At 42.2% G+C, this 25,462-nt stretch carries 24 protein-coding genes; 15 read left to right on the top strand and 9 right to left on the bottom strand.

Annotation, left to right across the window (positions count from 1 at the left end; all coding sequences use genetic code 11):
- Nucleotides 1–37 precede the first annotated feature (37 nt).
- The 9 genes from pdxA to VR862_RS06350 all read left to right on the top strand — a co-directional run bounded on the left by pdxA (nt 38) and on the right by VR862_RS06350 (nt 7,379).
- Complete coding sequence (gene pdxA / locus VR862_RS06390; RefSeq protein ID WP_324720386.1) at nt 38–1,084, top strand: 4-hydroxythreonine-4-phosphate dehydrogenase PdxA; 1,047 nt, start codon at nt 38–40, stop codon at nt 1,082–1,084.
- 96 nt (nt 1,085–1,180) lie between these two features.
- Nucleotides 1,181–1,717 carry a YceD family protein gene (locus tag VR862_RS06385; protein WP_324720145.1) on the top strand — a complete coding sequence of 179 codons (537 nt, stop codon included), beginning with the start codon at nt 1,181–1,183 and terminating at the stop codon, nt 1,715–1,717.
- Between the two features lie 9 nt (nt 1,718–1,726).
- On the top strand, nt 1,727–1,924 hold the full coding sequence (gene rpmF, locus VR862_RS06380) for a 50S ribosomal protein L32 (RefSeq protein WP_324720144.1): 198 nt from the start codon (nt 1,727–1,729) through the stop codon (nt 1,922–1,924).
- A gap of 169 nt (nt 1,925–2,093) precedes the next feature.
- Nucleotides 2,094–3,089: a beta-ketoacyl-ACP synthase III gene (locus VR862_RS06375; protein ID WP_324720143.1), complete on the top strand. Its 996-nt coding sequence runs from the start codon at nt 2,094–2,096 to the stop codon at nt 3,087–3,089.
- 20 nt (nt 3,090–3,109) lie between these two features.
- Complete coding sequence (accB, locus tag VR862_RS06370; RefSeq protein ID WP_324720142.1) at nt 3,110–3,607, top strand: acetyl-CoA carboxylase biotin carboxyl carrier protein; 498 nt, start codon at nt 3,110–3,112, stop codon at nt 3,605–3,607.
- 41 nt (nt 3,608–3,648) lie between these two features.
- The gene (gene accC, locus VR862_RS06365; protein ID WP_324720141.1) at nt 3,649–4,995 is read left to right on the top strand and encodes an acetyl-CoA carboxylase biotin carboxylase subunit; all 1,347 of its coding nucleotides are present in this window, start codon (nt 3,649–3,651) and stop codon (nt 4,993–4,995) included.
- 142 nt (nt 4,996–5,137) lie between these two features.
- Nucleotides 5,138–6,253 (top strand): NAD(P)/FAD-dependent oxidoreductase, encoded by a 1,116-nt coding sequence (locus tag VR862_RS06360; RefSeq protein ID WP_324720140.1) that lies wholly within the window; start codon nt 5,138–5,140, stop codon nt 6,251–6,253.
- Between the two features lie 2 nt (nt 6,254–6,255).
- Entirely contained in the window at nt 6,256–6,924 is a 669-nt protein-coding gene (gene mtgA / locus VR862_RS06355; RefSeq protein WP_324720139.1) for a monofunctional biosynthetic peptidoglycan transglycosylase, read from the top strand.
- Nucleotides 6,924–7,379, top strand: coding sequence for a hypothetical protein (locus VR862_RS06350; protein ID WP_324720138.1), 456 nt, complete (start codon nt 6,924–6,926; stop codon nt 7,377–7,379). The genes mtgA and VR862_RS06350 overlap by 1 nt, the downstream gene beginning before the upstream one ends.
- A 1-nt stretch (nt 7,380) precedes the next feature.
- On the opposite strand, the gene VR862_RS06345 is transcribed toward VR862_RS06350, so the two are convergent.
- The 7 genes from VR862_RS06345 to VR862_RS06315 form a co-directional block, all read right to left on the bottom strand.
- Nucleotides 7,381–8,349 carry an ABC transporter ATP-binding protein gene (locus VR862_RS06345; protein WP_324720137.1) on the bottom strand — a complete coding sequence of 323 codons (969 nt, stop codon included), beginning with the start codon at nt 8,347–8,349 and terminating at the stop codon, nt 7,381–7,383.
- A gap of 92 nt (nt 8,350–8,441) precedes the next feature.
- Nucleotides 8,442–10,613, bottom strand: coding sequence for a prolyl oligopeptidase family serine peptidase (locus tag VR862_RS06340; RefSeq protein WP_324720136.1), 2,172 nt, complete (start codon nt 10,611–10,613; stop codon nt 8,442–8,444).
- 119 nt (nt 10,614–10,732) lie between these two features.
- Nucleotides 10,733–11,722: an aspartate-semialdehyde dehydrogenase gene (locus tag VR862_RS06335; RefSeq protein ID WP_324720135.1), complete on the bottom strand. Its 990-nt coding sequence runs from the start codon at nt 11,720–11,722 to the stop codon at nt 10,733–10,735.
- Between the two features lie 273 nt (nt 11,723–11,995).
- Nucleotides 11,996–12,241 carry a hypothetical protein gene (locus VR862_RS06330; RefSeq protein WP_324720134.1) on the bottom strand — a complete coding sequence of 82 codons (246 nt, stop codon included), beginning with the start codon at nt 12,239–12,241 and terminating at the stop codon, nt 11,996–11,998.
- Complete coding sequence (gene mscL / locus VR862_RS06325; protein WP_324720133.1) at nt 12,238–12,666, bottom strand: large conductance mechanosensitive channel protein MscL; 429 nt, start codon at nt 12,664–12,666, stop codon at nt 12,238–12,240. Before mscL ends, VR862_RS06330 begins: the two co-directional genes overlap by 4 nt.
- 33 nt (nt 12,667–12,699) lie before the next feature.
- Entirely contained in the window at nt 12,700–13,809 is a 1,110-nt protein-coding gene (gene alr / locus VR862_RS06320; protein ID WP_324720132.1) for an alanine racemase, read from the bottom strand.
- Nucleotides 13,781–14,449, bottom strand: coding sequence for a thymidine kinase (locus VR862_RS06315; protein WP_324720131.1), 669 nt, complete (start codon nt 14,447–14,449; stop codon nt 13,781–13,783). The genes alr and VR862_RS06315 overlap by 29 nt, the downstream gene beginning before the upstream one ends.
- A gap of 99 nt (nt 14,450–14,548) precedes the next feature.
- On the opposite strand from VR862_RS06315, the gene VR862_RS06310 reads away from it, so the two are divergent.
- Nucleotides 14,549–15,340, top strand: a complete 792-nt coding sequence (locus VR862_RS06310) for a DUF8457 domain-containing protein (protein ID WP_324720130.1) — start codon at nt 14,549–14,551, stop codon at nt 15,338–15,340.
- Nucleotides 15,341–15,349: 9 nt separating this feature from the next.
- The gene (gene rsmI / locus VR862_RS06305) at nt 15,350–16,018 is read left to right on the top strand and encodes a 16S rRNA (cytidine(1402)-2'-O)-methyltransferase (RefSeq protein WP_324720129.1); all 669 of its coding nucleotides are present in this window, start codon (nt 15,350–15,352) and stop codon (nt 16,016–16,018) included.
- A gap of 2 nt (nt 16,019–16,020) precedes the next feature.
- On the opposite strand, the gene VR862_RS06300 is transcribed toward rsmI, so the two are convergent.
- Nucleotides 16,021–16,371 (bottom strand): hypothetical protein, encoded by a 351-nt coding sequence (locus VR862_RS06300; protein ID WP_324720128.1) that lies wholly within the window; start codon nt 16,369–16,371, stop codon nt 16,021–16,023.
- A 157-nt stretch (nt 16,372–16,528) separates the two neighbouring features.
- On the opposite strand from VR862_RS06300, the gene recJ reads away from it, so the two are divergent.
- Nucleotides 16,529–18,226 carry a single-stranded-DNA-specific exonuclease RecJ gene (gene recJ / locus VR862_RS06295; protein ID WP_324720127.1) on the top strand — a complete coding sequence of 566 codons (1,698 nt, stop codon included), beginning with the start codon at nt 16,529–16,531 and terminating at the stop codon, nt 18,224–18,226.
- Between the two features lie 276 nt (nt 18,227–18,502).
- Here recJ and VR862_RS06290 read toward each other — a convergent pair whose 3' ends face one another.
- Nucleotides 18,503–19,111, bottom strand: coding sequence for a superoxide dismutase (locus tag VR862_RS06290; protein ID WP_324720126.1), 609 nt, complete (start codon nt 19,109–19,111; stop codon nt 18,503–18,505).
- 230 nt (nt 19,112–19,341) lie between these two features.
- On the opposite strand from VR862_RS06290, the gene VR862_RS06285 reads away from it, so the two are divergent.
- From VR862_RS06285 to VR862_RS06275, 3 genes are all read left to right on the top strand, one after another.
- Entirely contained in the window at nt 19,342–22,482 is a 3,141-nt protein-coding gene (locus VR862_RS06285; RefSeq protein WP_324720125.1) for a UvrD-helicase domain-containing protein, read from the top strand.
- A 31-nt stretch (nt 22,483–22,513) separates the two neighbouring features.
- A complete protein-coding gene (kbl, locus tag VR862_RS06280; protein WP_324720124.1) occupies nt 22,514–23,710 on the top strand; it encodes a glycine C-acetyltransferase in 1,197 nt (398 codons plus the stop codon).
- Between the two features lie 307 nt (nt 23,711–24,017).
- Nucleotides 24,018–25,424 (top strand): OmpA family protein, encoded by a 1,407-nt coding sequence (locus VR862_RS06275; protein ID WP_324720123.1) that lies wholly within the window; start codon nt 24,018–24,020, stop codon nt 25,422–25,424.
- Nucleotides 25,425–25,462: the final 38 nt, after the last annotated feature.

Raw genomic sequence — 25,462 nt, 5'->3', positions numbered from 1 at the left:
TGTGAGTATAAAAATAGGACAAATACAGGGAATCACTATGAAATCTGGAGATAAAATAAAGGTGGGAATAAGTATTGGAGATCTCAATGGTATTGGGAGCGAGATCGTGCTAAAGACCTTTGAAGATATCCGGATGATGGAGCTTTGTACTCCTGTAGTTTTTGCTTCGGCAAAGACCATTACCTTCATTAAAAAGAAATTAAAGATAGATATTGCTTTTCAGGGGATCGAGGAAGCTTCACAAGCCATTGATAATAAGTTCAATGTTGTGAACGTATGGAAGGAGAATGTAAACATCCATTTTGGAGAGGAAACTCCAGAAGCAGGTAAGTATGCCTTCCTTTCCCTTCAGGCAGCGACAGGTGCCTTAAAAAAAGGATACATTGATGTTCTGGTTACAGCACCTATTAATAAGCACAATATTCAAAGTGAGGAATTTCAGTTTCCGGGACATACAGATTATCTGGCCAAGGAGCTTGGTGGAAACAGTTTGATGTTTATGATCACCGACACTTTAAAGGTAGGGTTGTTGACAGATCATGTGGCGGTAAAAGACGTTGCTGCTAACATTACGCCACAGCTCATCGAGAAAAAGATCGGAATTATATCCAAGACCCTACAGCAGGATTTCAGGATAGATCAGCCTAAAATAGCGGTTCTGGGAATAAATCCTCATAGCGGCGACAACGGTGTTATCGGAAAAGAGGATGAGGAAATAATGAAACCAACTCTTGAAAAAATAAGAAACTCAGGAAAACTCGTTTTTGGACCTTATTCGGCCGATAGTTTCTTCGGAAGTGGAAACTACAAGAACTTCGACGCTATTGTAGCAGCATATCATGACCAGGGCCTTATCCCTTTTAAAACCCTTTCTTTTGGAAATGGCGTGAATTTTACAGCCGGATTAAGCAAGGTGAGAACTTCTCCCGATCATGGCACAGCGTACGAGATTGCGGGAAAAGACCTGGCAGATCATCATTCCTTTAAAGAAGCTGTTTTTAGAGGAATAGACATCTTTCGCAGTCGGGAGGAATATGAGGAACTCACTCAAAATGTACTTAAGAAACAGGGGAAAAAGATATAAACAAAAATTTGTTTATAAAGAATAGGCAATTCATTAATTTTTATATCTTTGCACCCGCCTTATCCTAAGGGGTAGGCACTTGAAACTGATGATGAAATGAGGAAACTAAAGGAGTTTACGATCCCTTTTGTGGGTCTTAAACAAGGAAAACACCAGTTCGAGTACAACATTGACAATAAGTTCTTTGAACATTTTGACTACGATGAATTTAATAGCGCCAATATAGAGGTCGATCTCCTTCTGGAGAAAAAATCTACTATGCTGGAGCTTACTTTTAAAGCATCGGGAACGGTAAACATTAACTGTGACCTTACCAATGAGCCTTATGACCAGCCAATTGAATGCGAATTGTTTTTGGTGATAAAGTTTGGTCATGAATATAATGATGATAATGAAGACATTTTGATCTTGCCACACGGTGAGTATGAAGTCAACATACAACAGTATATTTATGAAATGCTGGTTTTGGCCGTTCCGTCAAAAAGAGTTCATCCGGGAGTGCTTGACGGCACTTTAAAGTCAGATGTACTTGAAAAGCTGGACGAATTAAGTCCGCGGGAAAAAGAAGTTAAGGCAGAGGAGGATATTGATCCCCGCTGGAACAAATTAAAAAATTTATTAAACGATAAATAATACGCAGCCATGGCACATCCTAAAAGAAAAACCTCAAAAACGAGGAGAGATAAAAGAAGAACGCACTATAAGGCCTCTGTACCACAAATAGCTACAGATCCAACTACAGGTGAGGCTCATTTATACCACAGAGCTCACTGGCACGAAGGTAAACTTTATTACCGCGGCCAGGTTCTAATTGATAATAACGAAGAAGTAGAGGCTTAGTAATAAGGAGCTTTGAACATCATACAAACTCTCACATTGTGAGAGTTTTTTGTTTTAAGTTGATAATGTGCTAAAAAGACCTTAATTTGCACCGCTGTATTTTGAAGAATTAGTAATTTACTGTTTATCAGCATGCTAACCATCATACAGAGGCATAAAATGCATTTTTATGAATAAAAGAACAGCAGCGATTACAGCTGTAGGCGCTTACGTACCAGAGTTTGTATTATCCAACAAGATCCTGGAGACCATGGTGGATACAAATGATGAATGGATCACTTCCAGGACCGGAATCAAAGAGCGCCGCATCCTAAAAGATGCTGATAAGGGAACTTCTTACCTGGCAATAAAAGCAGCTGAGAATCTTATTGAAAAATCTGGCATTGACCCTGCTGAGATCGACCTTTTAATTATGGCGACTGCAACGCCCGATCTTCCCGTTGCAGCAACAGGAGTTTACGTGGCCACTCAGATTGGCGCTGTGAATGCCTTTTCATACGACTTGCAGGCAGCCTGTTCCAGCTTCCTTTATGGAATGTCTACGGCAGCAGCTTATATCGAGTCTGGCCGGTACAAAAAAGTACTGGTGATTGGGGCCGATAAAATGTCTTCTATTATAGATTATACAGATAGAACTACCTGCATCATATTTGGTGACGGGGCAGGGGCAGCTCTTTTTGAGCCCAATGAAGAAGGTCTCGGCTTGCAGGATGAGATTCTGAGAAGCGATGGTACGGGAAGAGAATTCCTGAAAATTTCAGCCGGAGGTTCTTTAATACCCGCAACCGCACAAACTGTGGCCGATAAGCAGCACTACGTCTTTCAGGATGGAAAGACGGTCTTTAAATTTGCTGTGACCAATATGGCCGATGTAAGTGCGAAGATCATGGAACGTAATAATCTTACGAATGAGGATGTTGACTGGCTGGTACCACACCAGGCTAACCGTCGGATAATAGATGCCACGTCGGGACGCATGGGATTGGATGATTCTAAAGTGCTTATGAACATTCATCGTTATGGAAATACCACTTCGGCCACTTTGCCGTTGTTACTCAGTGACTTTGAAAAGCAATTAAAAAAAGGAGATAATCTTATTTTTGCTTCCTTTGGAGGAGGTTTCACCTGGGGTTCCGTATACCTTAAGTGGGCTTATAATTCTTAAAACACCCAACACTAAATATTATGGATTTAAAAGAAATTCAGAATCTAATTAAATTCGTGGCCAAATCTGGAGCCAGTGAAGTAAAGCTGGAAATGGATGATGTAAAGATCACCATCAAAACCGGATCTGACGAAAGAGAAACTACAATCCTGCAACAAATGCCTATGCAGGCAGCACCGCAAATGCAACAACCTGTGCAGCAGCAACCTCAGGCACCTCAGCAGGAATCACAGCCAACTGGAGGCGAAGAAAAAGCAGCGGGTAAGGAGGATGAAGGATACATCACTATAAAATCTCCAATTATTGGAACGTTCTATAGAAAACCATCTCCAGACAAAGATGCTTTTGTAGAAGTAGGAGATTCTGTTAAAGTGGGAGATGTGCTTTGCGTTATTGAAGCCATGAAACTATTTAACGAGATCGAAAGTGAAGTTTCCGGTAAGATCGTAAAAGTACTGGTTGATGATTCATCACCGGTAGAGTTCGACCAACCATTGTTCCTGGTAGATCCGTCTTAACAGCTGATAGCAGTTAACCCTACAGTTAAAACATTACAGGTATGTTCAAAAAAATATTAATTGCCAACAGGGGTGAGATCGCTTTACGCGTTATTCGCACCTGTAGGGAAATGGGCATAAAGACCGTGGCGGTCTATTCTACCGCCGATGCAGAGAGTCTTCATGTACGCTTTGCCGACGAAGCCGTGTGTATTGGCCCACCTCCCAGCAACCTTTCCTATTTAAAGATCTCAAATATTATTGCAGCTGCCGAGATCACCAATGCAGATGCCATTCATCCCGGATACGGATTCCTTTCTGAAAACGCTAAGTTTTCGAAGATCTGCGCAGAGCATGATATTAAGTTCATTGGAGCCAGCCCCGAAATGATCGAAAAGATGGGAGACAAAGCCACTGCAAAAGCTACTATGAGAGCTGCGGGAGTGCCTTGTGTGCCGGGTTCTGAAGGAATTCTTGAATCTTATGAGCAGGCCGAAAAGATCGCTGCCGATATGGGATATCCCGTCATGCTGAAGGCTACTGCCGGTGGTGGTGGTAAAGGAATGCGTGCCGTTTGGAAAAAGGAAGATCTGAAGAAGGCCTGGGAATCTGCCCGGCAGGAAGCCGGTGCCGCCTTTGGAAACGATGGAATGTATATGGAAAAACTTATAGAGGAGCCACGCCATATTGAGATTCAGATCGTAGGAGACAGCTCGGGTAAGGCATGCCACCTTTCCGAAAGGGATTGCTCGGTACAACGTCGTCACCAGAAGCTCACAGAAGAAACTCCGTCGCCATTTATGACCGATAAGCTGAGAAAGCAAATGGGAGATGCTGCCGTTAAAGCAGCCGAATTCATTAAGTATGAAGGCGCCGGAACTGTTGAATTCCTGGTAGATAAGCATAGGAATTTCTACTTTATGGAAATGAACACCCGCATCCAGGTAGAGCATCCAATTACTGAACAGGTAATAGATTACGACCTTATTAGAGAGCAAATTCTCGTTGCGGCAGGAGTGCCTATTTCCGGTAAGAACTATGAACCACAGCTCCATTCTATAGAATGTCGTATCAATGCCGAAGATCCATATAACAACTTTAGACCTTCTCCGGGGAAGATCACCAATCTTCATGCGCCGGGCGGCCACGGAGTGAGAATTGACACTCATGTGTATAGTGGTTACGTGATTCCGCCAAACTACGATTCTATGATTGCCAAATTGATCACCACGGCACAAACCCGGGAAGAAGCGATTAGTAAAATGAAGCGGGCATTGGACGAGTTTGTAATTGAAGGTATTAAGACCACAATACCTTTCCACAGGCAGTTAATGGATGAACCCGATTATGTTGCGGGTAACTACACCACTAAATTTATGGAGAGCTTTACAATGAATCCGAAAGAATAATTTTGTAGATAGGAACCTTTCAATAAGCTCAAACCTCACAAGTTTTCAAAGACTTGTGAGGTTTTTTGTTGATACCAATCTTTTTATACCTTTAGATGCTTCTAAAACAGGTGTTTTCAGGAGGTCTTAAAAATGACATTTCATGAGCTTTTCTTATTGGGAACACGATTCCTGGTTCTCAAATATTGACTTCACTATAGTTGGCAGCGGTATTACCGGCCTCAATTGTGCACTGCACCTAAAGGCCAGATTTCCCCAATCAAAAGTAGTTGTTCTGGAAAGAGGTCTGTTGCCCAATGGTGCCAGTACCAAAAATGCAGGATTTGCCTGCTTCGGAAGTCTGAGTGAAATCCTGGATGACCTGGCGCACCACTCTGAAGAAGATGTGGTTGAATTGGTGAAAAAACGCACGCAAGGCCTGGAGCTGCTAAAGCAAAATTTAGGAAAGGAAAACATCGCGCTGCAGGTTAACGGGGGTTATGAGCTTTTCACGTCGGCAGAGGTAGATTTGTACAATACCTGTGTCTCAAAAATGGCAAAAGTAAACAGTCTTTTAAAACCCATTTTTGGAGAGGATGTTTTTAGTACTTCCGGCAATATTTTCAACTTCGGAAAGGTGCAGGAGAATTTGATCTATAACAAGTTTGAAGGTCAGTTAGATACCGGTAAGATGATGTCTGCCTTACTTCAAAAAGTGCAGGCGGCAGGGGTGAAGATCCTGAATTCCGTTACTGTAAATGGCTTTTCGGAAAGAACTGATTCTGTTGAGGTGGAAACAGAGCATTTTAGCTTTTATACCAACAAGTTGATCTTAGCCACCAATGGCTTTGCCTCCCAACTCGGCATTCCCGAAGTAAAGCCTGCGAGGGCACAGGTGCTGGTGACAGGACCCATACCAGATCTGCATATCAAAGGAACCTTCCACATGGATAAAGGTTTCTACTATTTCAGGAATATCAACAACAGAATTCTTTTGGGTGGCGGCCGAAATCTCAACCTAAAAGGCGAAGAAACGACTGAATTGGCTCTTACTGCTCTTATTCAGCAGCGATTGGAAAAGCTCCTCAAAAATGTCATTTTACCCGACACTCCTTTCAAGATTGAAAGACGCTGGAGCGGAATAATGGGGGTAGGGGAACAGAAGAAGCCTGTGATCAAGAAGGTATCCAAAAATGTATACTGCGGAGTGCGTCTCGGCGGGATGGGTGTGGCCATTGGCAGCCTGGTTGGTAAAGAACTGGCCGATCTAATAGATTAACTATGAAAAGATTCTTTGGATTTTTACTAAAGCTTATCCTGGGCTTATTCCTTTTTAGCCTTTTCATGGTGGTTGTTTATAAGTGGCTTCCGGTACCTTTTACACCGCTCATGGCAATTAGATACTTTGAACAACCTGAAGAGGAAATTCGCCATGACTGGGTTCCAATGGAAGAAATTTCAAACAATCTCAAGGTGGCTGTAATAGCTAGTGAAGATCAAAACTTCCCGAATCATAATGGTTTTGATTACGAAGCTATAAAGAAGGCCATGGAAGAGAACAAGAAAGGAAAAAGAGTAAGAGGGGCAAGTACCATTTCCCAGCAAACTGCAAAAAATGTATTTCTCTGGCCTCAGCGTAGCTGGTTTAGAAAAGGACTGGAAGTCTACTTTACTTTTTTGATCGAATTATTTTGGAGCAAGGAACGAATTCTTGAAGTTTACCTTAATAGCATTGAAATGGGGAAAGGAATCTATGGAGCAGAGGCAGCAGCCCGGGCATGGTTCGGAAAATCGGCAGAGAATCTCACCGCTTATGAAGCGGCAGCTATTGCTGCTATTCTTCCCAATCCCAGGCAGTACAGGGCTAAACCAGCCAGTAGTTATATCCAGGGGAGGCAGGGATGGATCGTAAGACAAATGAGGAATCTGGGGCCAATAAAACTCGACTGATGAGTGCGGGGACAAAACAAAAACTTATAGACGCCTGTGAGGTTTATGTAGAGAAAAAGCTTCAAACCTTTCAGGCTGCCATAGATGATCTGCAAGCGGCCTTAAAGTTGGAAACCAAATGTTCCATGGGTGACAAATATGAAACGGGAAGGGCAATGCTTCATTTGGAGTTTGAGAAGCTGGCTGTACAGCATGAGGAATTTCAAAAGCTGCGAAAAACACTGCGTAAGATCCCGCCCAGCCGTAAGGATACTACTGCCACTTTTGGCAGCGGAGTTCGCACCTCAATGGCAAACTATTTTATTGGTATTCCTGCAGGGGAAATCCTTATAGAAGGTGAAAAATTCTATAGTGTTGGAGCAACGGCGCCAATAGCCAAAATTCTCACAGGTAGATCTACCGGCGATAGAATCCACTTTAATAACAGAGAAATTGAAATATTGGAGGTGTTTTAAATTATTTAATCCTTTTCTGGAGTAATTCAGGGTTAATGGAAAGACTAACAGGCTCCCCCTTTATCCAGCTTCTTGGATCTTCTATGAAGATTACCTGCCCTTCCATTTCCACTTCGACTAAGAAGTGACTTCCTCTGAAAAAATGGTTTTTGACAACTGCCTTATATCTGCCTGTATTAGTAATTTCAATCTCATGAGGATATAAAATCACCTTTTTTCTTGTTGGCAGATTTTTTATGAAGAGCGCAGCCGGTAATTCATTGACCTCCCCGAAAAGTGAAGCTACATAGGCATTTTTAGGATTGCTGTAAAGCTCCTGGGGAGAACCAAGTGCAATTAACCTGCCGGCTTTCATCACAATAGTTTTATCGGCATAAGAAAGTGCATCAGTACTATCATGGGTTGCAATGAGTACAGTAACTCCGTTTCTCTTGAGGTGGCTAAAAAGGTTTCTTCTTAGCTTATTTTTCCTAAAGTGGTCAATATGGCTAAAGGGTTCATCCAGAAGCAGGACTTCGGGAGGTTTGGCCAAGGTCCTCGCGAGAGCGACACGCTGTTGCTGGCCTCCACTAAGGAATTTCGCTTTTACTTTCGCAAGCTCCCTCATTTCTACCAGGTCGAGCAGTTCATTCACCCTTTTCTGTTTTTTGCGGGGAAAAGCATTGGACAGGTATTTGCCAACGTTCTCGGCCACACTCAAAGGTGGCATGAGATCAAAGTCCTGTGTGAGGTACTTCATGAATTCTTCTCCTGGAACAATATTGAAATTGGGACCCAGGAGTTGTTTTTCATTCCAGAAGATCTTTCCGTCCACATGGTGAAGTCCATAAACAGACTGAAGGAGAGTGCTCTTTCCACAGCCGCTTGCACCAATAATAGAAACAATTTCCCCTTTCTCAATGCTAAAGCTAAGGTTCTTTATGACCGGCTTTTCTCCATAAGCGAAAGAAAGATTTTTTACCTTTAACATGGGGACTTCTTGAAGTGTAAATTTACAGTTTTAAAAGAGAAAAAGCCTTCGTGAGAAGGCTTTTAAAAAGGTGAAAAATTTTTAGGGTTCTGCTAATCTACATTTTTGGGAAGACTATCGAATCCCATGTTGTAAAGTGTAAAACCAAAGATGTCTGCATATTGTTCGATTGTTTTACTCACGGGAGTACCGGCACCATGCCCTGCATTAGTTTCGATCCTTATTAACACCGGCTTATCTCCTGCCTGCTTTTCCTGAAGTTCGGCAGCAAACTTGAAGGAATGAGCAGGAACTACGCGATCGTCGTGATCTCCCGTAGTAATCAAGGTCGCAGGATATTCCACTCCGCTTTTTACATTGTGAACAGGAGAATAACCTTTAAGGTAGTTGAACATAGCTTCACTCTGTTCAGCAGTTCCATAGTCATAAGCCCAACCTGCACCCGCGGTAAAGGTGTGGTAGCGAAGCATATCCAGAACACCAACAGCCGGTAATGCAACTTTCATGAGGTCTGGGCGCTGAGTCATAGTAGCTCCAACCAGAAGGCCTCCATTTGATCCGCCCCGAATGGCCAGGTAATCTCTTGATGTATAGTTGTTGTCAATAAGGTACTCTGCAGCTGCAATGAAATCGTCAAAAACGTTCTGTTTTTGCATTTGAGTACCTGCATCGTGCCACTCCTTACCGTACTCTCCACCACCGCGAAGATTTGGAACCGCATAGATTCCGCCTTGCTCCATCCATACTGCATTTGCAATACTGAAGGAAGGGGTAAGACTCACATTGAATCCGCCATATCCATAAAGAATTGTCGGATTTTTCCCGTTCATCTGGGTTCCTTTTTTATAGGTAATGATCATTGGCACCTTTGTCCCATCTTTTGAAGTATAGAAAACTTGTTCGCTGGTGTAGTTATCGGGATCAAAGTTCACATCTGGACGATTGTATAATTCTGAAGTTCCGCTTTCTACATTGTACTTGTAGATACTTCCGGGGGTAACATAGTTAGTATAACTGTAATATAGATCCTTCTCATCTTTTTCTCCGCCAAAGCCTCCTACAGTTCCAATTCCCGGTAGTTCGACTTCTCTTACCAGTTTACCTTCGTAATCGAACTGTTTCACATTAGAGACAGCATCCTGCATGTATTCAGCAAAGATATATCCACCTCCTGTAGAAGGGCTAAGCACGTTTTCGGTTTCCGGAATGAGATCAACCCAATTCTCAGGTGTAGGATTGGCAGCATCAACGGTGACAATCTTCCTGTTTGGAGCGTCCATGTTTGTTACTATGAACAATTTGCTGCCGCGGTTATCTATTACATAACTTTCGTTTTCTTCATGTCCTACTATGGTGTCTAGAGTTGGATTATCTTTGGTAAGGTCCATCATGAACAGCTTACCACCAGATGTTGAAGTCCTTGCGGAAATAAACAGGTAACGGTTGTCTTCAGAAACATTCCCGCCTACATAGCGGTGCTTTTGCTCAGGACTGGCTCCAAAGACCACCTTGTCCTGGCTCTGTGGAGTACCTAACTTGTGGTAATAGAGTTTATGCTGGTCTGTCTTGGCCGAGAGCTCACTTCCTTCAGGTTTGTCATAGCTTGAATAGTAAAAACCTTCGTTGCCTTTCCACGAAATTCCGCTGAACTTGACATCAATTAAAGTATCTTCTTTTATCTCCCTGGTTTCAGCATCCATAATGATAACTTTTCTCCAGTCGCTTCCGCCTTCAGAAATGCTATAGGCAAGAGTCTTTCCATCTTCTGAAAAACTCATTCCGGCGAGAGAAGTAGTACCATCTTCACTGAATTTATTTGGATCAAGGAAGACTTCGGGCGTTGCGTCTTCAGATTTCTTGCGATAGATCACACTTTGATTCTGAAGTCCGTCATTTTTACTGAAGTAGATCCATCCGCCTTCTTCATTGGGAGCACTCAACTTTTCATAGTTCCAAAGCTCAGTCAGTCTCTCTTTCAGTTCATCTCTAAAAGGGATCTGGTTGAGATACGCAAATGTTACTGCGTTCTGAGCCTTTACCCATGCTTCGGTCTCGGCGCTTCGATCATCTTCCAGCCATCGATAAGGATCTTTGACTTCAGTTCCAAAATAGGTGTCTACGGTATTACCTTTACGGGTTTCGGGATATTCCAAAGCTGTAGATGGAGTTTGTGGGGTTGGGGGAACGGGTGTTTCCTGTTGTTGTGTACCACCGCAAGAAGCCAGTGCTCCGGCAGCCAGTACAGTAAATATTGTTTTTTTCATATTTCAGGTTTTAAGAACGGTCCTAAAATTAAAGAAATTCCTGACAACTTTAAGAAGAAAGGCTGCACTCGAAGGTGCAGCCTCAAAAAAGCTTCTAAAAAATGGCCTTTTCGGCCGGATTACACCAGTTTGTTTTCTACCAGATATTCGGCTATTTGCACAGCATTAGTGGCTGCCCCTTTTCTAAGGTTGTCGGCTACAATCCACATGTTCAGGGAATTTTCCTGGGATAGATCCCTCCTTATTCTTCCAACAAAGACATCATCCTTTCCTTCGGCATAAATAGGCATGGGATAAGTTTTGACATCGGTATTATCCTGTACGGTCACCCCGGGAAAATCATTCAAAAGATTCCTTACATCACTAATCTCAAAATCTTTTTCAAAAGTGACATTCACAGATTCGCTATGCCCACCAACGACCGGAATTCTTATTGCCGTAGCAGTGACGTGAACAGAATCATCTTTAAGGATCTTCTTTGTCTCATTGGTGAGTTTCATTTCTTCCTTTGTGTAACCGTTCTCTTCGAAAACATCACACTGGGGGATCGCATTACGGTGAATAGGGTAAGGATAAGCCATTTCTCCCTGTTCGCCTTTATATTCGTTTTCCAGCTGCTGTACCGCCTTTACACCTGTACCGGTAATGGATTGATAGGTTGAAACCACTACTCTCTTTACGCCGTACGTCTTATGTAAAGGTGCAAGGGCCATCACCATCTGAATTGTGGAACAGTTTGGGTTTGCAATGATCTTGTCTTCCTTTGTTAATTCTGAAGCATTTATCTCCGGTACCACGAGCTTTTTATCAGGATGCATTCTCCAGGCCGAAGAGTTGTCGATCACTGTTGTTCCTGCTTCGGCAAACTTTGGCGCCCATTCAAGTGAAGTTTCACCTCCAGCTGAAAAAAGTGCAATGTCCGGGCGTCGAGCCACGGCCTCTTCCAAACCAATTACTTCATATTCTTTATCATTAAAGCTGATCTTATTTCCCACAGATCTTTCTGAAGCTACCGGGAGTAATTCGGTCACAGGAAAATTTCTTTCCGCGAGTACTTTTAACATCACCTGTCCCACCATTCCGGTGGCTCCTACAACTGCTACTTTCATATTTTATGTTCTTTAAAATTTATGCCTCCTTAAAAAGACCTTTTTGAAAGGAAATTTTTAAAGGGTTTTAGATCTTCATGAATTTGAGTGCAAAGGTATTGTACTCCTTGAAAACTAAGTCTATGGCCGGAAGAAAATTGTGGAATGACAACATTTTTATAACCACTTTGAACAGATTGTTAAATATAGAATGTTCAGCAAAAAATACCCCCACTTGTGGCGGGGGTTTAGGATTAGGATATGTAGCGTAGCGGTTACTACGTGTCTTTTAATCTATTTCTGCAAATATAAAGCTTTTAAATAAGTGATTCGGGAGCCGTTATAGGCTATTTTCCAAATATCTTCTTTTGAGATCAGGCCTTTGAGGTGTAACCTGTTTCCATCCAGCCATGTGCGGTAAACAAGAGCATAGACCATCAAAAGCGTCAGACTTATTTCCGGTATTATTGACTCCCAGAAAGCCATTAATAAAATGGCAGGAATGAAAGTGTCGAGGTGATGCAGGATCAGGTTTTTCACGAATTCCTTTTTCTCAGCTCATCCCGTATTTCGGTTAGCAGCTGTTCTTGTGAAGCTCCTTTTGGTTCCGTCACTTTTGGAGCTTCTTTTTTCGTCTTGGTTTTTTCATAGGCTCGTAGCACCAGGAAAATAAAGAAAGCTACGATAATAAAGTAGATGATGGCCTGTATAACATTTCCGTAGGTGAGAACTGCCGCTTCGGCTTCTTTTGCTGCGTCCAGGGTTTCGTAATTGTTTCCATCCAGGGATATGAACTTCTGAGAAAAATCGACTCCGCCGGTGATCACTCCTATGAGCGGCATGATAATATCGGCCACTACAGAAGAAACGATCTTATTAAAAGCAGCTCCTACCACTACGGCTGTAGCCAGAGCGATGATGTCGCCTTTCATTAGAAAGGCTTTAAAATCTTTAAAAAATGCCATAATTAGTGAGTTGGTTTGAAGTAAAAGTAAAAATTAATTTTCTATTAATATCCTTTTTACTCTTTGTGAGATCCCTGTGATCAGTTCGTAGGAGATGGTATTTCCTTTTGCAGCGAATTCCGTGGCATGTTGCGGTCCTCCAAAAACAATGACTTCATCTCCCTCCTCACATTCAATTCCGGTAATGTTTACCATGATCATGTCCATACACACGTTCCCAATAATGGGCGCATACTCTCCATTGATAATTACACCTGCACGACCGTTGCCATACTGCCTGTTGATTCCGTCGGCATGACCTATGGGCAGGGTGGCGGTTTTGGTGGTTTTTTCAGCGGTAAAAGCACGGTTATAACCCAAAGTCTCACCTTTTTGCATGGTGTGGATTTGAGAGATTATTGTTTTTAACGTACCAATTGGTTTTAGCTTTTGGTCTTCGGGCTCATCATTTCCAAAACCATAAAGACCAATTCCCGATCTCACCATGTCAAAATGTGCTTTGGGATAATTTATTATTCCAGAGGTATTGCAAATGTGCAGCATAGGCCGGTATCCCAGTTCGTCATAAAGCTTCAATGCTATTTTCCTGAAAGTATAGATCTGCTCGAGGGTAAATTCTCTTTCTCTCCAGTCTTCACTTGCGGCAAGGTGCGAAAAGAAGGATTTTGCTTTTACTGCTGTTGTGCCCTTCAGCAGATCTCTAACTACCGGAGTTTCCTTTTGTGAAAAGCCAAGCCGGTTCAAACCCGTATTGAACTTCAGGTGCACCGGATAATTCTGAAGTTTCTGCTTTTCCGCAGTTTTAATAAACTCTTCCAGGACAAACTTGCTGTAAAGACTGGGCTCCAGGCAGTATTTGATAATATCATCAAAGTTTGCCGACTGTGGGTGAAGTACCAGAATGAGAGTTTCAATACCCGCGTGTCGAAGAGCGATCCCTTCCGAGGTGTAGGCTACCGCAAAATAATCAGCACCCAGTTCCACCAATTTTCTTGCTATTCCTGTAACATCACTTCCATAGCCAAAAGCCTTGACTACAGCCATGAACTTGACGTCTTTATCTATTTTGGATCTTATATAATTATAGTTGTGCGCTAAGGCATTGAGGTCAATCTCAAGTACGGTCTCCCTGGCTTTCGGCATGTTCACTTCTTTTTGTATCTCTTAATTCTTCAGGGTCTTTTACCTCGAAATTTCTAAGTTTTTCTTTTAACCGGGCTTTGTAGAAAGCTCCCCTGCTAAGAGGCTCATACTCCTCGGTCTCGCCCAGCATTACTAGATCTTCATTTGATGTCTTACGGTAACTGTATTGGGCGAGATTTCCCGTGCGGGTACAAACGGCATGTACTTTTGTTACGTACTCCGCAGTTGCCATAAGATTTGGCATAGGTCCAAAGGGATTTCCCTTAAAATCCATGTCAAGACCGGCAACTATAACTCTCACACCTCTGTTCGCAAGATCGTTACATACGGAGACTATTTCCTGATCAAAGAATTGAGCTTCGTCGATGCCCACCACATCACAGTCATCTGCCAACAACCTAATATTGGCAGCAGCAGGTACCGGTGTAGACCTAATCTCATTGGAGTCGTGGGAAACTACCATTTCCTCATTATATCGCGTGTCTATGGCCGGTTTGAAAATCTCGACCTTTTGTTTGGCAAATTTGGCACGCTTGAGCCTGCGTATAAGCTCTTCGGTCTTTCCCGAGAACATCGAACCGCATATAACTTCAATCCACCCAAATTGCTCCTTATGATTTACTGTATTTTCGAGAAACATTTTGTATTTTTCAAGACCAAAAAGCAGATGTCGCTTTTGATAAAGGTGACACAAATTTATTAAAAATACAACCGCATTTAGTTTGCAAGTATGAAAGTTATGAAAAAGCAGTTGAAAGAAGATTTAGTGGCTTTAGCCGAAAAAATTACTCTTTTAAAAGATGAAGAACGGGTTTCCACAGGAGAGTTGAAGGAGTTGGCAAAAAGGTTGTACGAAAAACTTACCATTTATAACTTCACAGAATCCAATCTTTATTCTGCCGCGGAAAAAAGGGAACAGGAAGTGGTGAAAACCGCTCAAACAGTTGAAGCTCCAAAAGAAAAGAAGCAGGAGGAGAAAGCATCTGCCAAAAAGCCTGAACCTGTAAAACAGAAAACAGCTGCTCCCGAACCGGATGAATATAATCCTACCGGTCTAGAGTATAATGACTCCGAAGAAATTACCGAACCTAATACCGAAAAAATTAAGGATATTGTGGCCCAGATGCCTCCGGAAACTCAGCAGATAGACGATCTTTTTGCTCATATAGAATCTGGCAACTACAAGAAGAATGACATGAAGGATATAGGAGGCGTTCACTACGACAACCTCCCTCAATTCGAACCTGTGAACCGTTCGGGCTCATCTCAGGACAAACCCCGTTCTCTCAACGACCGACTCAAAAAAGGTATTAACGTTGGTCTTAATGATCGAATGGCCTTTGTAAAGCACCTTTTTGACGGGAGTACATCAGACTACAACCGGGTGCTATCGCAGCTCAACACTATAAAATCAAAGGAAGAAGCTTTTAACTTTGTCTCCAATATAGTAAAGCCCGACTATAACAACTGGGAAGGAAAGGAAGAGTACGAAAGCAGGTTTCTCGCAATTGTTGAGAAGAAATTCGATTAGAAAATATTCATGGCAAAACTTTATCTGGTGCCAACTCCTATAGGCAATCTGGAAGATATGACCTTTCGGGCTATTCGGGTTCTAAAGGAGGTGGATCTTATACTGGCTGAAGATACCCGCAACAGCGGGAAACTTTTGAAGCATTTTGAGATCGATACCCACATGCAGAGTCACCACATGCACAACGAGCATAAAACGGTGGAAGGTATTGTGAGGCAAATTCAAAATGGAAAGAACGTAGCTTTAATCAGTGATGCCGGAACTCCCGCCATAAGCGATCCGGGGTTTTTACTTACCCGGGCCTGTGTAGAAGCCGGATTAGAAGTAGATTGTCTTCCCGGAGCAACAGCTTTTGTACCTGCACTTGTCAATAGCGGATTACCAAATGACAAGTTCGTTTTTGAAGGTTTCCTCCCGGTAAAGAAGGGGAGACAGACTCGTTTCGAATTTTTGGCGCAGGAAACCCGTACCATCATTCTTTATGAATCGCCACACAAACTCCTGAAGACCTTGGCCCAGATTGCTGAATTTTTTGGAGAAGATCGGCAGGTTTCAGTGTCGAGGGAGATCACCAAGCTTCATGAAGAAACAGTGAGAGGAACTGCAGCTGAAGTCCTTGCCCATTACGAAAAAAAACCTCCAAAAGGGGAAATAGTAGTTATAGTTGCCGGGAAATAAAACTATTCCGTTACGTTAATTTTGATAGTGGTAATGGTCTGAGCGTAGATCTCAGCTCCGTTTGAATCCTCTCTTTTTATCTTTACAATATCTGTACCTGTAAATCCTGCTTCCGGAGTGTACAAATAGACCACACCTTTGTCTTTGATCTGTATTTCACTTACTTCAAAATGTTCTGCTTGCTCGTAAATGCTAAATCCGCCTTCAATAGGAATGCCGGGTGATAAGAGGAACTCCAGATTTTCAGAATTCGATATTGTAAAGCTTTCCTCAGCCTTTTCGGTTTTTATAGCGTCGGAGTTACAAGCAAGACTGAATGTACAAAGCAGTAGAAGAATCCATTTTAGTTTCATGCTGAAGTTGTTTCAGCCAATTTACATAAAAAACAAGGAGGTTGGAAAAATATCATTTTTGGCTCATTAGATAGAAAGAATTTTCTTCAATTCCTCAATCAGGAATAACTGTAGGAGGAAAATTTCTGGTAACAATATGTATTTTTGAAAAAAAATTATGCGCTGGACCTTAAAACCTAAACCCGATTCTCAAGCTGTAGACCATCTTATTGCAGTGCTGGGTGTAGATAAACCCATAGCCTCCCTTTTGGCCCAGCGCGGGATCACTACCTTCGAAGCGGCAAAAAAATTCTTCAGGCCGAGCCTGGAGGATCTACATGATCCATATCTCATGAAAGATATGGACCTAGCAATAGACCGTATTGAACTGGCGTTTCAAAAAGAGGAAAATATAATGGTCTTCGGGGATTATGATGTTGATGGAACTACCAGTGTAGCACTTGTCTCATCCTATCTAAAGAAGATCTATCCCAATGTAGCTACTTACATTCCAGACAGGTATGAAGAAGGGTATGGGGTCTCGTATAAAGGAATTGACTTTGCTGCAGATAATGACATTAGCCTGATCATTGCCCTTGACTGCGGAATTAAAGCCATAGACAAAGTGGCCTATGCTTCAGAAAAAGGCATTGACTTTATTATATGTGACCACCACAGGCCGGGTGCCGAAATTCCTTCGGCAGTTGCCGTACTCGACCCAAAGAGGCAGGATTGCGAGTATCCTTACAAGGAACTTTGCGGTTGTGGAGTGGGGTTTAAGTTGCTTCAGGCTTTAAATCAAAAACGGGGAGAGTCCTTTGATTTGCTCATTCCGTACCTGGACCTCGTAGCTACTGCTATTGGTGCAGATATCGTTCCCGTCACAGGCGAAAACCGGATTTTGGCATATCACGGGCTTCAGGTAATTAATGCAGCCCCAAGGGCTGGTTTTTCTGCAATCCTCGAACAGGTAAAAAAGGATCAGCTAACATTGACCGATGTTGTCTTTATTATCGCACCGCGAATCAATGCCGCCGGCAGGATGAAGCACGGTCTGCATGCAGTTAACCTCCTAACGGAGGAAGATATGGCACAGGCGAGAATCTTTGCTGCCGAAATAGAAGAATATAACAAGGATCGCAGGGATACAGATAAAGTAATTACCGAAGAGGCGCTGGCGCAAATTGAAGAGCTCAATGAGCAGGAAAGAAAAACGACGGTGGTTTACAGGGAGACATGGCATAAAGGTGTTATAGGTATTGTGGCGTCAAGACTAACCGAAACCTACTACCGGCCAACCCTTGTTTTTACCCGAAGCGGTGAAAAACTTGCGGCTTCTGCACGCTCTGTTCGGGGCTTTGATGTATACGATGCCCTCGAAGGTTGCAGTGAATTCATTGAGCAGTTTGGAGGTCATAAATATGCTGCAGGATTGACCTTGCTTTCAGAACAATATGAGAACTTTAAAAGAAAATTCGAAGAGGTGGTTTCTTCGACCATAGATCCACACCTGCTAATTCCCGAAGTGCAAATAGATGCTGAAATTGACCTAAAGGACATTACTCCTAAATTCCACAGGATCCTTAAACAATTTGCTCCTTTTGGGCCGGGGAACATGTCTCCGGTCTTTATGACCACAAATCTCAAAGATACGGGCTATGCCCGTTGTGTAGGTGGGAATGACAGGCATCTGAAAGCCCGGCTTTTCCAGAAAGAGACCAACCGAAGTTTTGATGCCATTGGTTTTGATCTTGGTAAGAAGTGCGACCTGGTGGCTAAAGGTAAAACCGTTAAGGCTGCATATTGTATTGAGGAAAACGAATTTCAGGGAAATATCAGCCTTCAGTTAAAGCTGAAAGACCTGGAGGTGAATTGATTGAGAATTGATCTTGTTACAGAATTCTTACAGTCACCATTGCTCACTTGCTCTTCAACAACTTTCCCTGTAGTTGGTCTAAAAAACTTTCTGATAATGAGATGTTTATCTACTTTAGTAAAGCCATAACATAAGTAGGTTAAGTTCATGGTAGATTTGGGGCAAAAAAAGGTGGAGCTTTCCACCTTTTTTTATGCGCATTTTTTTCAGATCATAAAAAAAGCTGCCGGGATTACCGGCAGCTCTGGACACAATCAAAAACCTTTGCAGGTCTTTTTATTTATGCTGTGCGTATCTTTTTGATACTTCTTCCCAATTGATCACATTAAAGAAAGCTTCAATGTAGGCAGGACGTTGGTTTTGATATTTCAGGTAGTACGCATGTTCCCAAACATCCATTCCAAGAATAGGATATCCGCCGCACCCAATTCCGGGCATTAACGGGTTATCTTGATTTGCAGAAGAACAAACTTCAAGCTTTCCGCCTTCCTGCACACACAACCAGGCCCATCCCGAACCGAATTGTGTCGCACCTGCTTTAGAGAATTCATCTTTAAAAGCATCAAATGAACCAAAATCTCTGTCTATTGCAGCAGCAAGATCTCCTTGTGGTTTCCCACCACTGTTTGGTCCCATGATCTCCCAGAAAAGGTTGTGATTAAAGTATCCGCCACCGTTGTTACGAACAGCTTTATTCTCCATATCCAGGTTAGTAAGTATGTTTTCAATATTCTTACCTTCCATGTCTGTTCCTTTAACAGCATCATTCAATTTGCTGGTATAGCCTGCATGATGCTTGTCGTGGTGGATCTCCATTGTTCTGGCGTCAATGTGAGGCTCCAGTGCATCAAATGCGTATTTTAGTTTTGGTAACTCAAAAGCCATAATTTTATCTTTTTTACGTTATTATTCAGTCAACCTCAAAATTATGGATAAACGCATTTAATTGAAATTATAAAATGTTATAAAATCCTTAAACCTTTGGCTGAAAAACAAATAATAATAAGGAATCGCAATCGGAAATCCCAACTCCTTGAAAATAATTTAATTAAAAAGGTCCTTCCTGCAGGATCTCTGGAGATTTGCGGTGTATTTCTTACATTAGAGGAAAAAATTTGAAGCAGCACAACTCCTTTAAAATTTATGACGCTTCTGCAGGTTCGGGAAAGACTTATACTCTTGTTAAAGAATACCTTATACTGTTATTAGGTTCTCCACGCCGGGATGCATATAAAAATATTCTGGCCATTACTTTTACCAACAAAGCTGTAGGGGAACTTAAGTCGCGAATTATTGATAATCTTTATTCTCTGTCAAAAGCAGATATGTCTTTTAAGGAAAAGGCTTTGTTAAAGGATCTTTCTGAAAGTTTAAATATTCCTGAGGTTTCAATCCAGGCAAAAAGTCGGGATATTTTAAAAAATATCATCCATGACTACGCGTCCTTTGAAGTTTCTACCATTGATGGCTTTACTCACAGAGTGTTGCGAACCTTCGCCAGGGATCTCGGCCTTCCTCTCAATTTTGAAGTGGAGTTGCGAACAGATGAGGTGTTGAATGAGGCTGTTGACAGGTTGATCAGCAAAGCTGGCAAGGATAAGGCGCTTACGAAAGTACTGGTGAGTTTCGTGCTGTCGAAGACAGATGATGACAAGAGCTGGGATATAGCCCGGGATCTTTTTGCTATTGCAAAACTGCTGACCCAGGAAACCAGTCAGGAATTCTTAGAAATACTCAAGTCCAGTGAAATGAGTGATTTCAAAAAGCTGGCAGAGGAGATTAGGATTCAGAAGCAGGATCTTGAAAAGGAGATCATTGAACTGACGAACGAATTCTTCTGTTTGCTCGAGAAAAACGACCTCGATAATAGCTGTTTCAGTGGAGCTTACTGTCCAAAATTTTTCCTGAAGCTTCAAAAAGGGGAATTCAATGTCAAATTCTCTGCAGGTTGGCAGATAAATCTGGCAGACAGACCTCTTTATTCAAAATCTGTAGCCCCCGAAAAAAAAGCTATTCTGGATCAACTGCAGCCGCAAATAGTAGCGCTTTATGAGCAGGCAAAAAAAGGGATCATCAAATTGCAATTTTTGGAGGCAGTAGAAAAGAACCTGGTTCCGCTTTCACTGTTAAGTGCCATTCAATCTGAGGTGGAGGAAATAAAAGCTGAAAATTCCATGGTCCTTATCTCTGAATTTAATGCGACTATTGGAAAAGCAGTAAAAGACCAGCCGGCGCCATTCATTTATGAGAGGCTGGGAGACCGTTACCGCCATTATTTTATTGATGAATTTCAGGATACCTCTAAGCTACAGTGGGAAAATTTGATCCCGCTGGTCGATAACACCTTAGCGGGAAATCCCGACGGGGAATCCGGAAGCCTTACCCTGGTGGGAGATGCTAAACAATCGATATACAGGTGGAGAGGTGGTAAGGCAGAACAATTTATGGAGCTTTGTCAAAAAAGACATCCCTTTAGCATTGAAGAAGTAGAAATGCTCGTGCTGCCGAAAAATTACCGTAGCGCTAAAAACATAGTCAATTTCAATAATTCCTTTTTTAAGTTCGCTTCAGGTGTCTTTTTAAATGAAACCCATCAGGATCTCTTCCTAAAGAGTAGTCAGCAACCGGTAAGTGACAAGGAGGGATATGTCAACATCTCTTTTATAGAAGCCGAAAATGCTTCCGAAGAAATGGAAGTATATCCGCAAAGAGTCCTGGAGATCATCCAAGAGGTGCAGGGGAAAGGTCTGCCGCTTTCGGGTATTTGCATTCTAACCCGCACCCGTAAAGAGAGTATTGCCGTAGCCAACCATCTTAGTGAGAACGGTGTCGCGGTGATTTCTGCTGAAAGTTTACTGCTGTCCCGATCTCCCAAAATTTTATTCATAAATGCGGTTTTACAGTACTGTCTTGATCCCGGGGACAAGGCGCTGAGGTTTGAAATTCTTGATCACCTGTTGAACAGCAGTTTGCAGGTTCAAGAGGAATTTGAATTCTTAATGAAAACAATTGAGCTTGAAGGACGGGAATTCTTTCAGGCTCTGGAGGATCATGGAATAGATTTTTCTCCCGAAAAAGCAACCTCAGTTTCAGTATATGAAGCTGTAGAATATATCATCAGGGCCTTTTCCCTGGAAGCAAGCTCGGATGCCTACCTGCAATTCTATTTGGATTTTGTTTATGAAGTTTCAAATAAAGAAGGATCAGGATTTTTTGCATTCTTGGAACAGTGGGAGAGAAAGAAGGATGAGCTGAGTATAGTGGTGCCTCAGGGGGAAGAGGCGGTGCAGATCATGACGATACATAAAGCAAAAGGACTCGAATTTCCTGTAGTGATCTATCCTTTCGCCAATAGTTTGCTGAATGATACTGCACGTGAAAATCTATGGATAGATCTACCCGAAGATCTCGATACGAACATTGGAATAGCTTATTTACGTGCAGCCGAAAAAATGAGGGAGTGGGAAGGTGAGGCTCCGGAGCTTTACCACGAATTGTGCTGTAATAGCCAACTCGATGCCCTAAACGTTCTATATGTTGCCATGACCCGCCCGGAACAGCAATTGTATGTAGTTTCAAAAATGGAGCTTGATAAAAAAGGCAATGAGAACACCGGTCGCTTTTCGGGATTATTGATCTCTTATCTGCGTTCTATAGAGAAGTGGGACGGCAGCAAGGAATACCATTTTGGTGATCCACAGGAAAAGTGGGAGGTAGAGAAAGCTGCAACAAACTCTCTCCTGCAGGAAAACTTCTTTTCTTCCCCTACAGAAAGCAATGGAATTTCCTTTATTACCAGGTCTGGCCTTCTGTGGAATTCCAAACAAAAAGAAGCCATTGAAAAAGGCCAGTTGATCCACGACCTGTTCGCTAAGATCGATTCTGAAGCCGATGTGGAGGGAGTGCTTCAAAGTGCTGAAAATGAAGGACTCTTTACTTCCGAAGAAAAGGAGGAACTAAATGATTCAATAGTGAAAGTGACGGGACATCCCGATTTAAGACAATACTTCAAGGTGGGAGTAGTGAATTACAATGAAAGGGAGATGATCTCTGAAGATGGTTTTCTGTTGCGGCCAGACCGGCTGAACTTTAAAGGGACTACTGTTAGTGTCATCGACTACAAAACTGGTGCTTCGAGCCATACCCACCATGAGCAAATAAGCGAGTATGGTAGGCAGCTCAAAAAAATGGGCTATCATGTAGAAAAAATGATCCTGGTTTACATAAACGAAGACATTCAGGTAAATTATGTTTAAAACAATGTAATTTTGTAAAAAATCACACATTATGTACGGAGAAATGAAAGAATACCTGGAAAAGGAAATTCAAAACATTAAAGAAGAAGGCTTATACAAAAAAGAGCGTATTATCACTTCCCCACAGGGAGCAGAGATAAGTCTTGAGGGCGGAAAAAAGGTCTTAAATTTTTGTGCGAACAATTACCTCGGTCTTTCGTCTCATCCCGATGTTATTCAGGCAGCAAAAGATACTTTAGATTCACACGGTTTTGGAATGTCCAGCGTGAGATTCATTTGCGGAACGCAGGACATCCACAAAGAACTGGAGCGTAAGATCGCCGATTTTTATGGCATGGAAGACACCATCCTTTATGCAGCTGCTTTTGATGCAAATGGTGGCGTTTTCGAACCCCTGTTAACTGCTGAAGATGCTATCATTTCAGATTCTCTCAATCACGCCTCTATCATTGACGGAGTAAGGTTGTGTAAGGCAGCACGCTACCGCTATGAAAACGGGAACATGGAAGACCTGGAGCAACAGCTTAAAGCAGCAAATGAAAAAGGAGCACGTTTTAAGATCATAGTGACAGATGGAGTTTTTTCTATGGATGGACTGGTAGCACCGCTGGATAAGATCTGCGACCTGGCAGACAAATATGATGCTCTTGTGATGATCGATGAATGCCATGCCACAGGATTTATTGGCCAGGACGGTATCGGTACTCTGGAAGAAAAAGGAGTATTGGGTCGTATAGATATCATTACCGGAACCCTTGGAAAAGCGCTTGGTGGAGCAATGGGTGGCTATACAGTGGCCAAAAAGGAGATCATTGATATACTTCGTCAAAGATCCCGTCCTTATTTGTTCTCTAATTCCTTAGCTCCCGCTATTGTTGGAGCTTCTATCAAGGTATTTGATATGTTGGCCAATGATGATACACTGCGAAATAAAGTAAAGGAGAATACCAGGTACTTTAAAAAGGGAATAAAAGATGCTGGTTTTGAGATCATTGATGGAGAAGCCGCCATTGTTCCAGTGATGCTGTATGATGCAAAACTTTCCCAGGATATGGCAGACAGGCTTTTGGAAGAGGGGATCTATGTTATTGGATTCTTCTATCCGGTAGTGCCGAAAGGTAAGGCCCGAATTAGAGTTCAGCTTTCTGCAGCACATACAAAAGAACATCTTAAAAAGGCTATTGCAGCCTTTACGAAGGTCGGAAAAGAACTTAAGGTGATAGAATAAGAAAAAAATCTTAATAGAAGTAAAGCCTTTCCTACAAGAAGGGCTTCTTTTTTTCCTTTTTTTGTAAGGCAAACAAAAGCGGACCTTTGGCTCCTGTAATTACTTCCTAATCAGAAATATGCAAAATCATAAACCTTAAAGAATTATTAATATTTTGACATATTTTCAAAAAAATGTGCCCTAGAAACCCTTTAAAGCACCGCTATGCACGGTCCAATTAAGAAAACTTTATTAAATTAAGCTTTGTTAATATTGATTATCAGTCTACTTTTGTTTCTACTAACTAATTAAAATTAAACTCTTCAATATGAAACAACTAAGCACTTTTTTATTGGCTTCACTTTTCATCCTGAGCTTTAGCAGCGTGCAGGCGCAGGACGACAATAATCCCTGGGCCGTAGGCATAGGAATTAATGCAGTGGACTTTTACCCTACAGGAGAAGATGCTCCCTTAGGTGGATATTTTGATGAATTTTTTAATACCGGTGATCACTGGAATGTACTTGCAGGTCTTTCCAGAATATCAGTTGCGCGCAACATTGGAGCCGGATTCTATTTTGAAGGAGCTGGTTCTATTAACCAGATCAACAAATTTGGAGATGAAGGTCGTGATGACCTAATGTATTACGGTTTAGACGGTACTTTTAACTACAGCTTCCGTAATGATGCTAACGCAGGCTGGCTGGACCCGATCATTGGTGTCGGGGGTGGATATACCTGGCTTGACGATCAAGGTTTTGCAACTTTAGACGGAACAGTAGGTTTAAATTTCTGGTTCTCAGATAACATTGCCTTTTCAGTTCAAACCATATACAAGCACGGGTTTGAAGATGATATGATGAATTCACATTTTCAACATGCTGCAGGAATTAAGTTCGCTTTTGGTGGAAAAGACACAGATGGTGACGGTATTTACGACAAAGATGACGAATGTCCTGAAGTAGCCGGTCTTGAGCAATTCAATGGTTGTCCTGATTCAGACGGCGACGGAATTGAAGATAGAATGGATGATTGTCCTAATGAGGCTGGTCTTGCTCAGTACAATGGTTGTCCAGATACAGACGGGGACGGCATTAGAGATATCGATGACGAATGTCCTACAGTAGCCGGTCTTCGTGAAATGAACGGATGTCCAGATGCAGATGGTGATGGTATTAGAGACAGCGAGGACGAATGTCCAAACGAAGCTGGTCCTGCAGAGAACAATGGTTGCCCATGGCAGGATATGGACAATGACGGTGTCCTTGACAAGGATGATGAATGTCCTGAAGTAGCAGGAACTGCTGCAAACAACGGATGTCCAGAGCCAACAGTTGAGGTGATCGAAGAATTGAATGAGTATTCAAGAACCATACTCTTTGATCTTAATAAAGCCACAATTCGTCAGGAATCAATGGAAACCCTTGATGCTATTGCACAAATCATGGAGGAATATCCACAGACGATCTTTCACCTTGGAGGTCATACAGACAGTACAGGTAGTGAATCTTATAACATGAAGCTTTCGAGAGAAAGAGCAGAATCTGTAAGAGAAGCTCTTGTGGAAAGAGGTATTTCCCAAACCCGTCTAACTGCAGAAGGTTATGGAGAAAACAACCCAATCGCCACAAACCAGACTGCCAAGGGTAGACAGGAAAACAGAAGAGTGGAGATCTCTCTTGATAAAGAAAGAGAAATGAAGCCATCGGCTGTTGAGGATACTACAGATATGTAACCCAGAATAAATAAAGTAATAAAAACGCCTCGGATTGA

This window comes from Salinimicrobium aquimaris, assembly GCF_035607535.1.
Classification (GTDB): Bacteria; Bacteroidota; Bacteroidia; order Flavobacteriales; family Flavobacteriaceae; genus Salinimicrobium.
Note: the sequence above shows the minus strand (reverse complement) of the source record. Positions and strands in the feature narration are given on the sequence as shown.

Coding starts and splice junctions, on each gene's coding strand:
- VR862_RS06345 (WP_324720137.1), bottom strand. CDS start 8,349: ATGTTAAAGGTAAAAAATCTTTCTTTCGCTTATGGAGAAAAGCCGGTC.
- VR862_RS06350 (WP_324720138.1), top strand. CDS start 6,924: ATGAGTGCGGGGACAAAACAAAAACTTATAGACGCCTGTGAGGTTTAT.
- pdxA (WP_324720386.1), top strand. CDS start 38: ATGAAATCTGGAGATAAAATAAAGGTGGGAATAAGTATTGGAGATCTC.
- VR862_RS06340 (WP_324720136.1), bottom strand. CDS start 10,613: ATGAAAAAAACAATATTTACTGTACTGGCTGCCGGAGCACTGGCTTCT.
- VR862_RS06275 (WP_324720123.1), top strand. CDS start 24,018: ATGAAACAACTAAGCACTTTTTTATTGGCTTCACTTTTCATCCTGAGC.
- alr (WP_324720132.1), bottom strand. CDS start 13,809: ATGCCGAAAGCCAGGGAGACCGTACTTGAGATTGACCTCAATGCCTTA.
- mscL (WP_324720133.1), bottom strand. CDS start 12,666: ATGGCATTTTTTAAAGATTTTAAAGCCTTTCTAATGAAAGGCGACATC.
- kbl (WP_324720124.1), top strand. CDS start 22,514: ATGTACGGAGAAATGAAAGAATACCTGGAAAAGGAAATTCAAAACATT.
- accB (WP_324720142.1), top strand. CDS start 3,110: ATGGATTTAAAAGAAATTCAGAATCTAATTAAATTCGTGGCCAAATCT.
- VR862_RS06310 (WP_324720130.1), top strand. CDS start 14,549: ATGAAAAAGCAGTTGAAAGAAGATTTAGTGGCTTTAGCCGAAAAAATT.
- VR862_RS06335 (WP_324720135.1), bottom strand. CDS start 11,722: ATGAAAGTAGCAGTTGTAGGAGCCACCGGAATGGTGGGACAGGTGATG.
- VR862_RS06315 (WP_324720131.1), bottom strand. CDS start 14,449: ATGTTTCTCGAAAATACAGTAAATCATAAGGAGCAATTTGGGTGGATT.
- VR862_RS06385 (WP_324720145.1), top strand. CDS start 1,181: ATGAGGAAACTAAAGGAGTTTACGATCCCTTTTGTGGGTCTTAAACAA.
- accC (WP_324720141.1), top strand. CDS start 3,649: ATGTTCAAAAAAATATTAATTGCCAACAGGGGTGAGATCGCTTTACGC.
- mtgA (WP_324720139.1), top strand. CDS start 6,256: ATGAAAAGATTCTTTGGATTTTTACTAAAGCTTATCCTGGGCTTATTC.
- VR862_RS06360 (WP_324720140.1), top strand. CDS start 5,138: ATGAGCTTTTCTTATTGGGAACACGATTCCTGGTTCTCAAATATTGAC.
- recJ (WP_324720127.1), top strand. CDS start 16,529: ATGCGCTGGACCTTAAAACCTAAACCCGATTCTCAAGCTGTAGACCAT.
- VR862_RS06290 (WP_324720126.1), bottom strand. CDS start 19,111: ATGGCTTTTGAGTTACCAAAACTAAAATACGCATTTGATGCACTGGAG.
- rpmF (WP_324720144.1), top strand. CDS start 1,727: ATGGCACATCCTAAAAGAAAAACCTCAAAAACGAGGAGAGATAAAAGA.
- rsmI (WP_324720129.1), top strand. CDS start 15,350: ATGGCAAAACTTTATCTGGTGCCAACTCCTATAGGCAATCTGGAAGAT.
- VR862_RS06375 (WP_324720143.1), top strand. CDS start 2,094: ATGAATAAAAGAACAGCAGCGATTACAGCTGTAGGCGCTTACGTACCA.
- VR862_RS06300 (WP_324720128.1), bottom strand. CDS start 16,371: ATGAAACTAAAATGGATTCTTCTACTGCTTTGTACATTCAGTCTTGCT.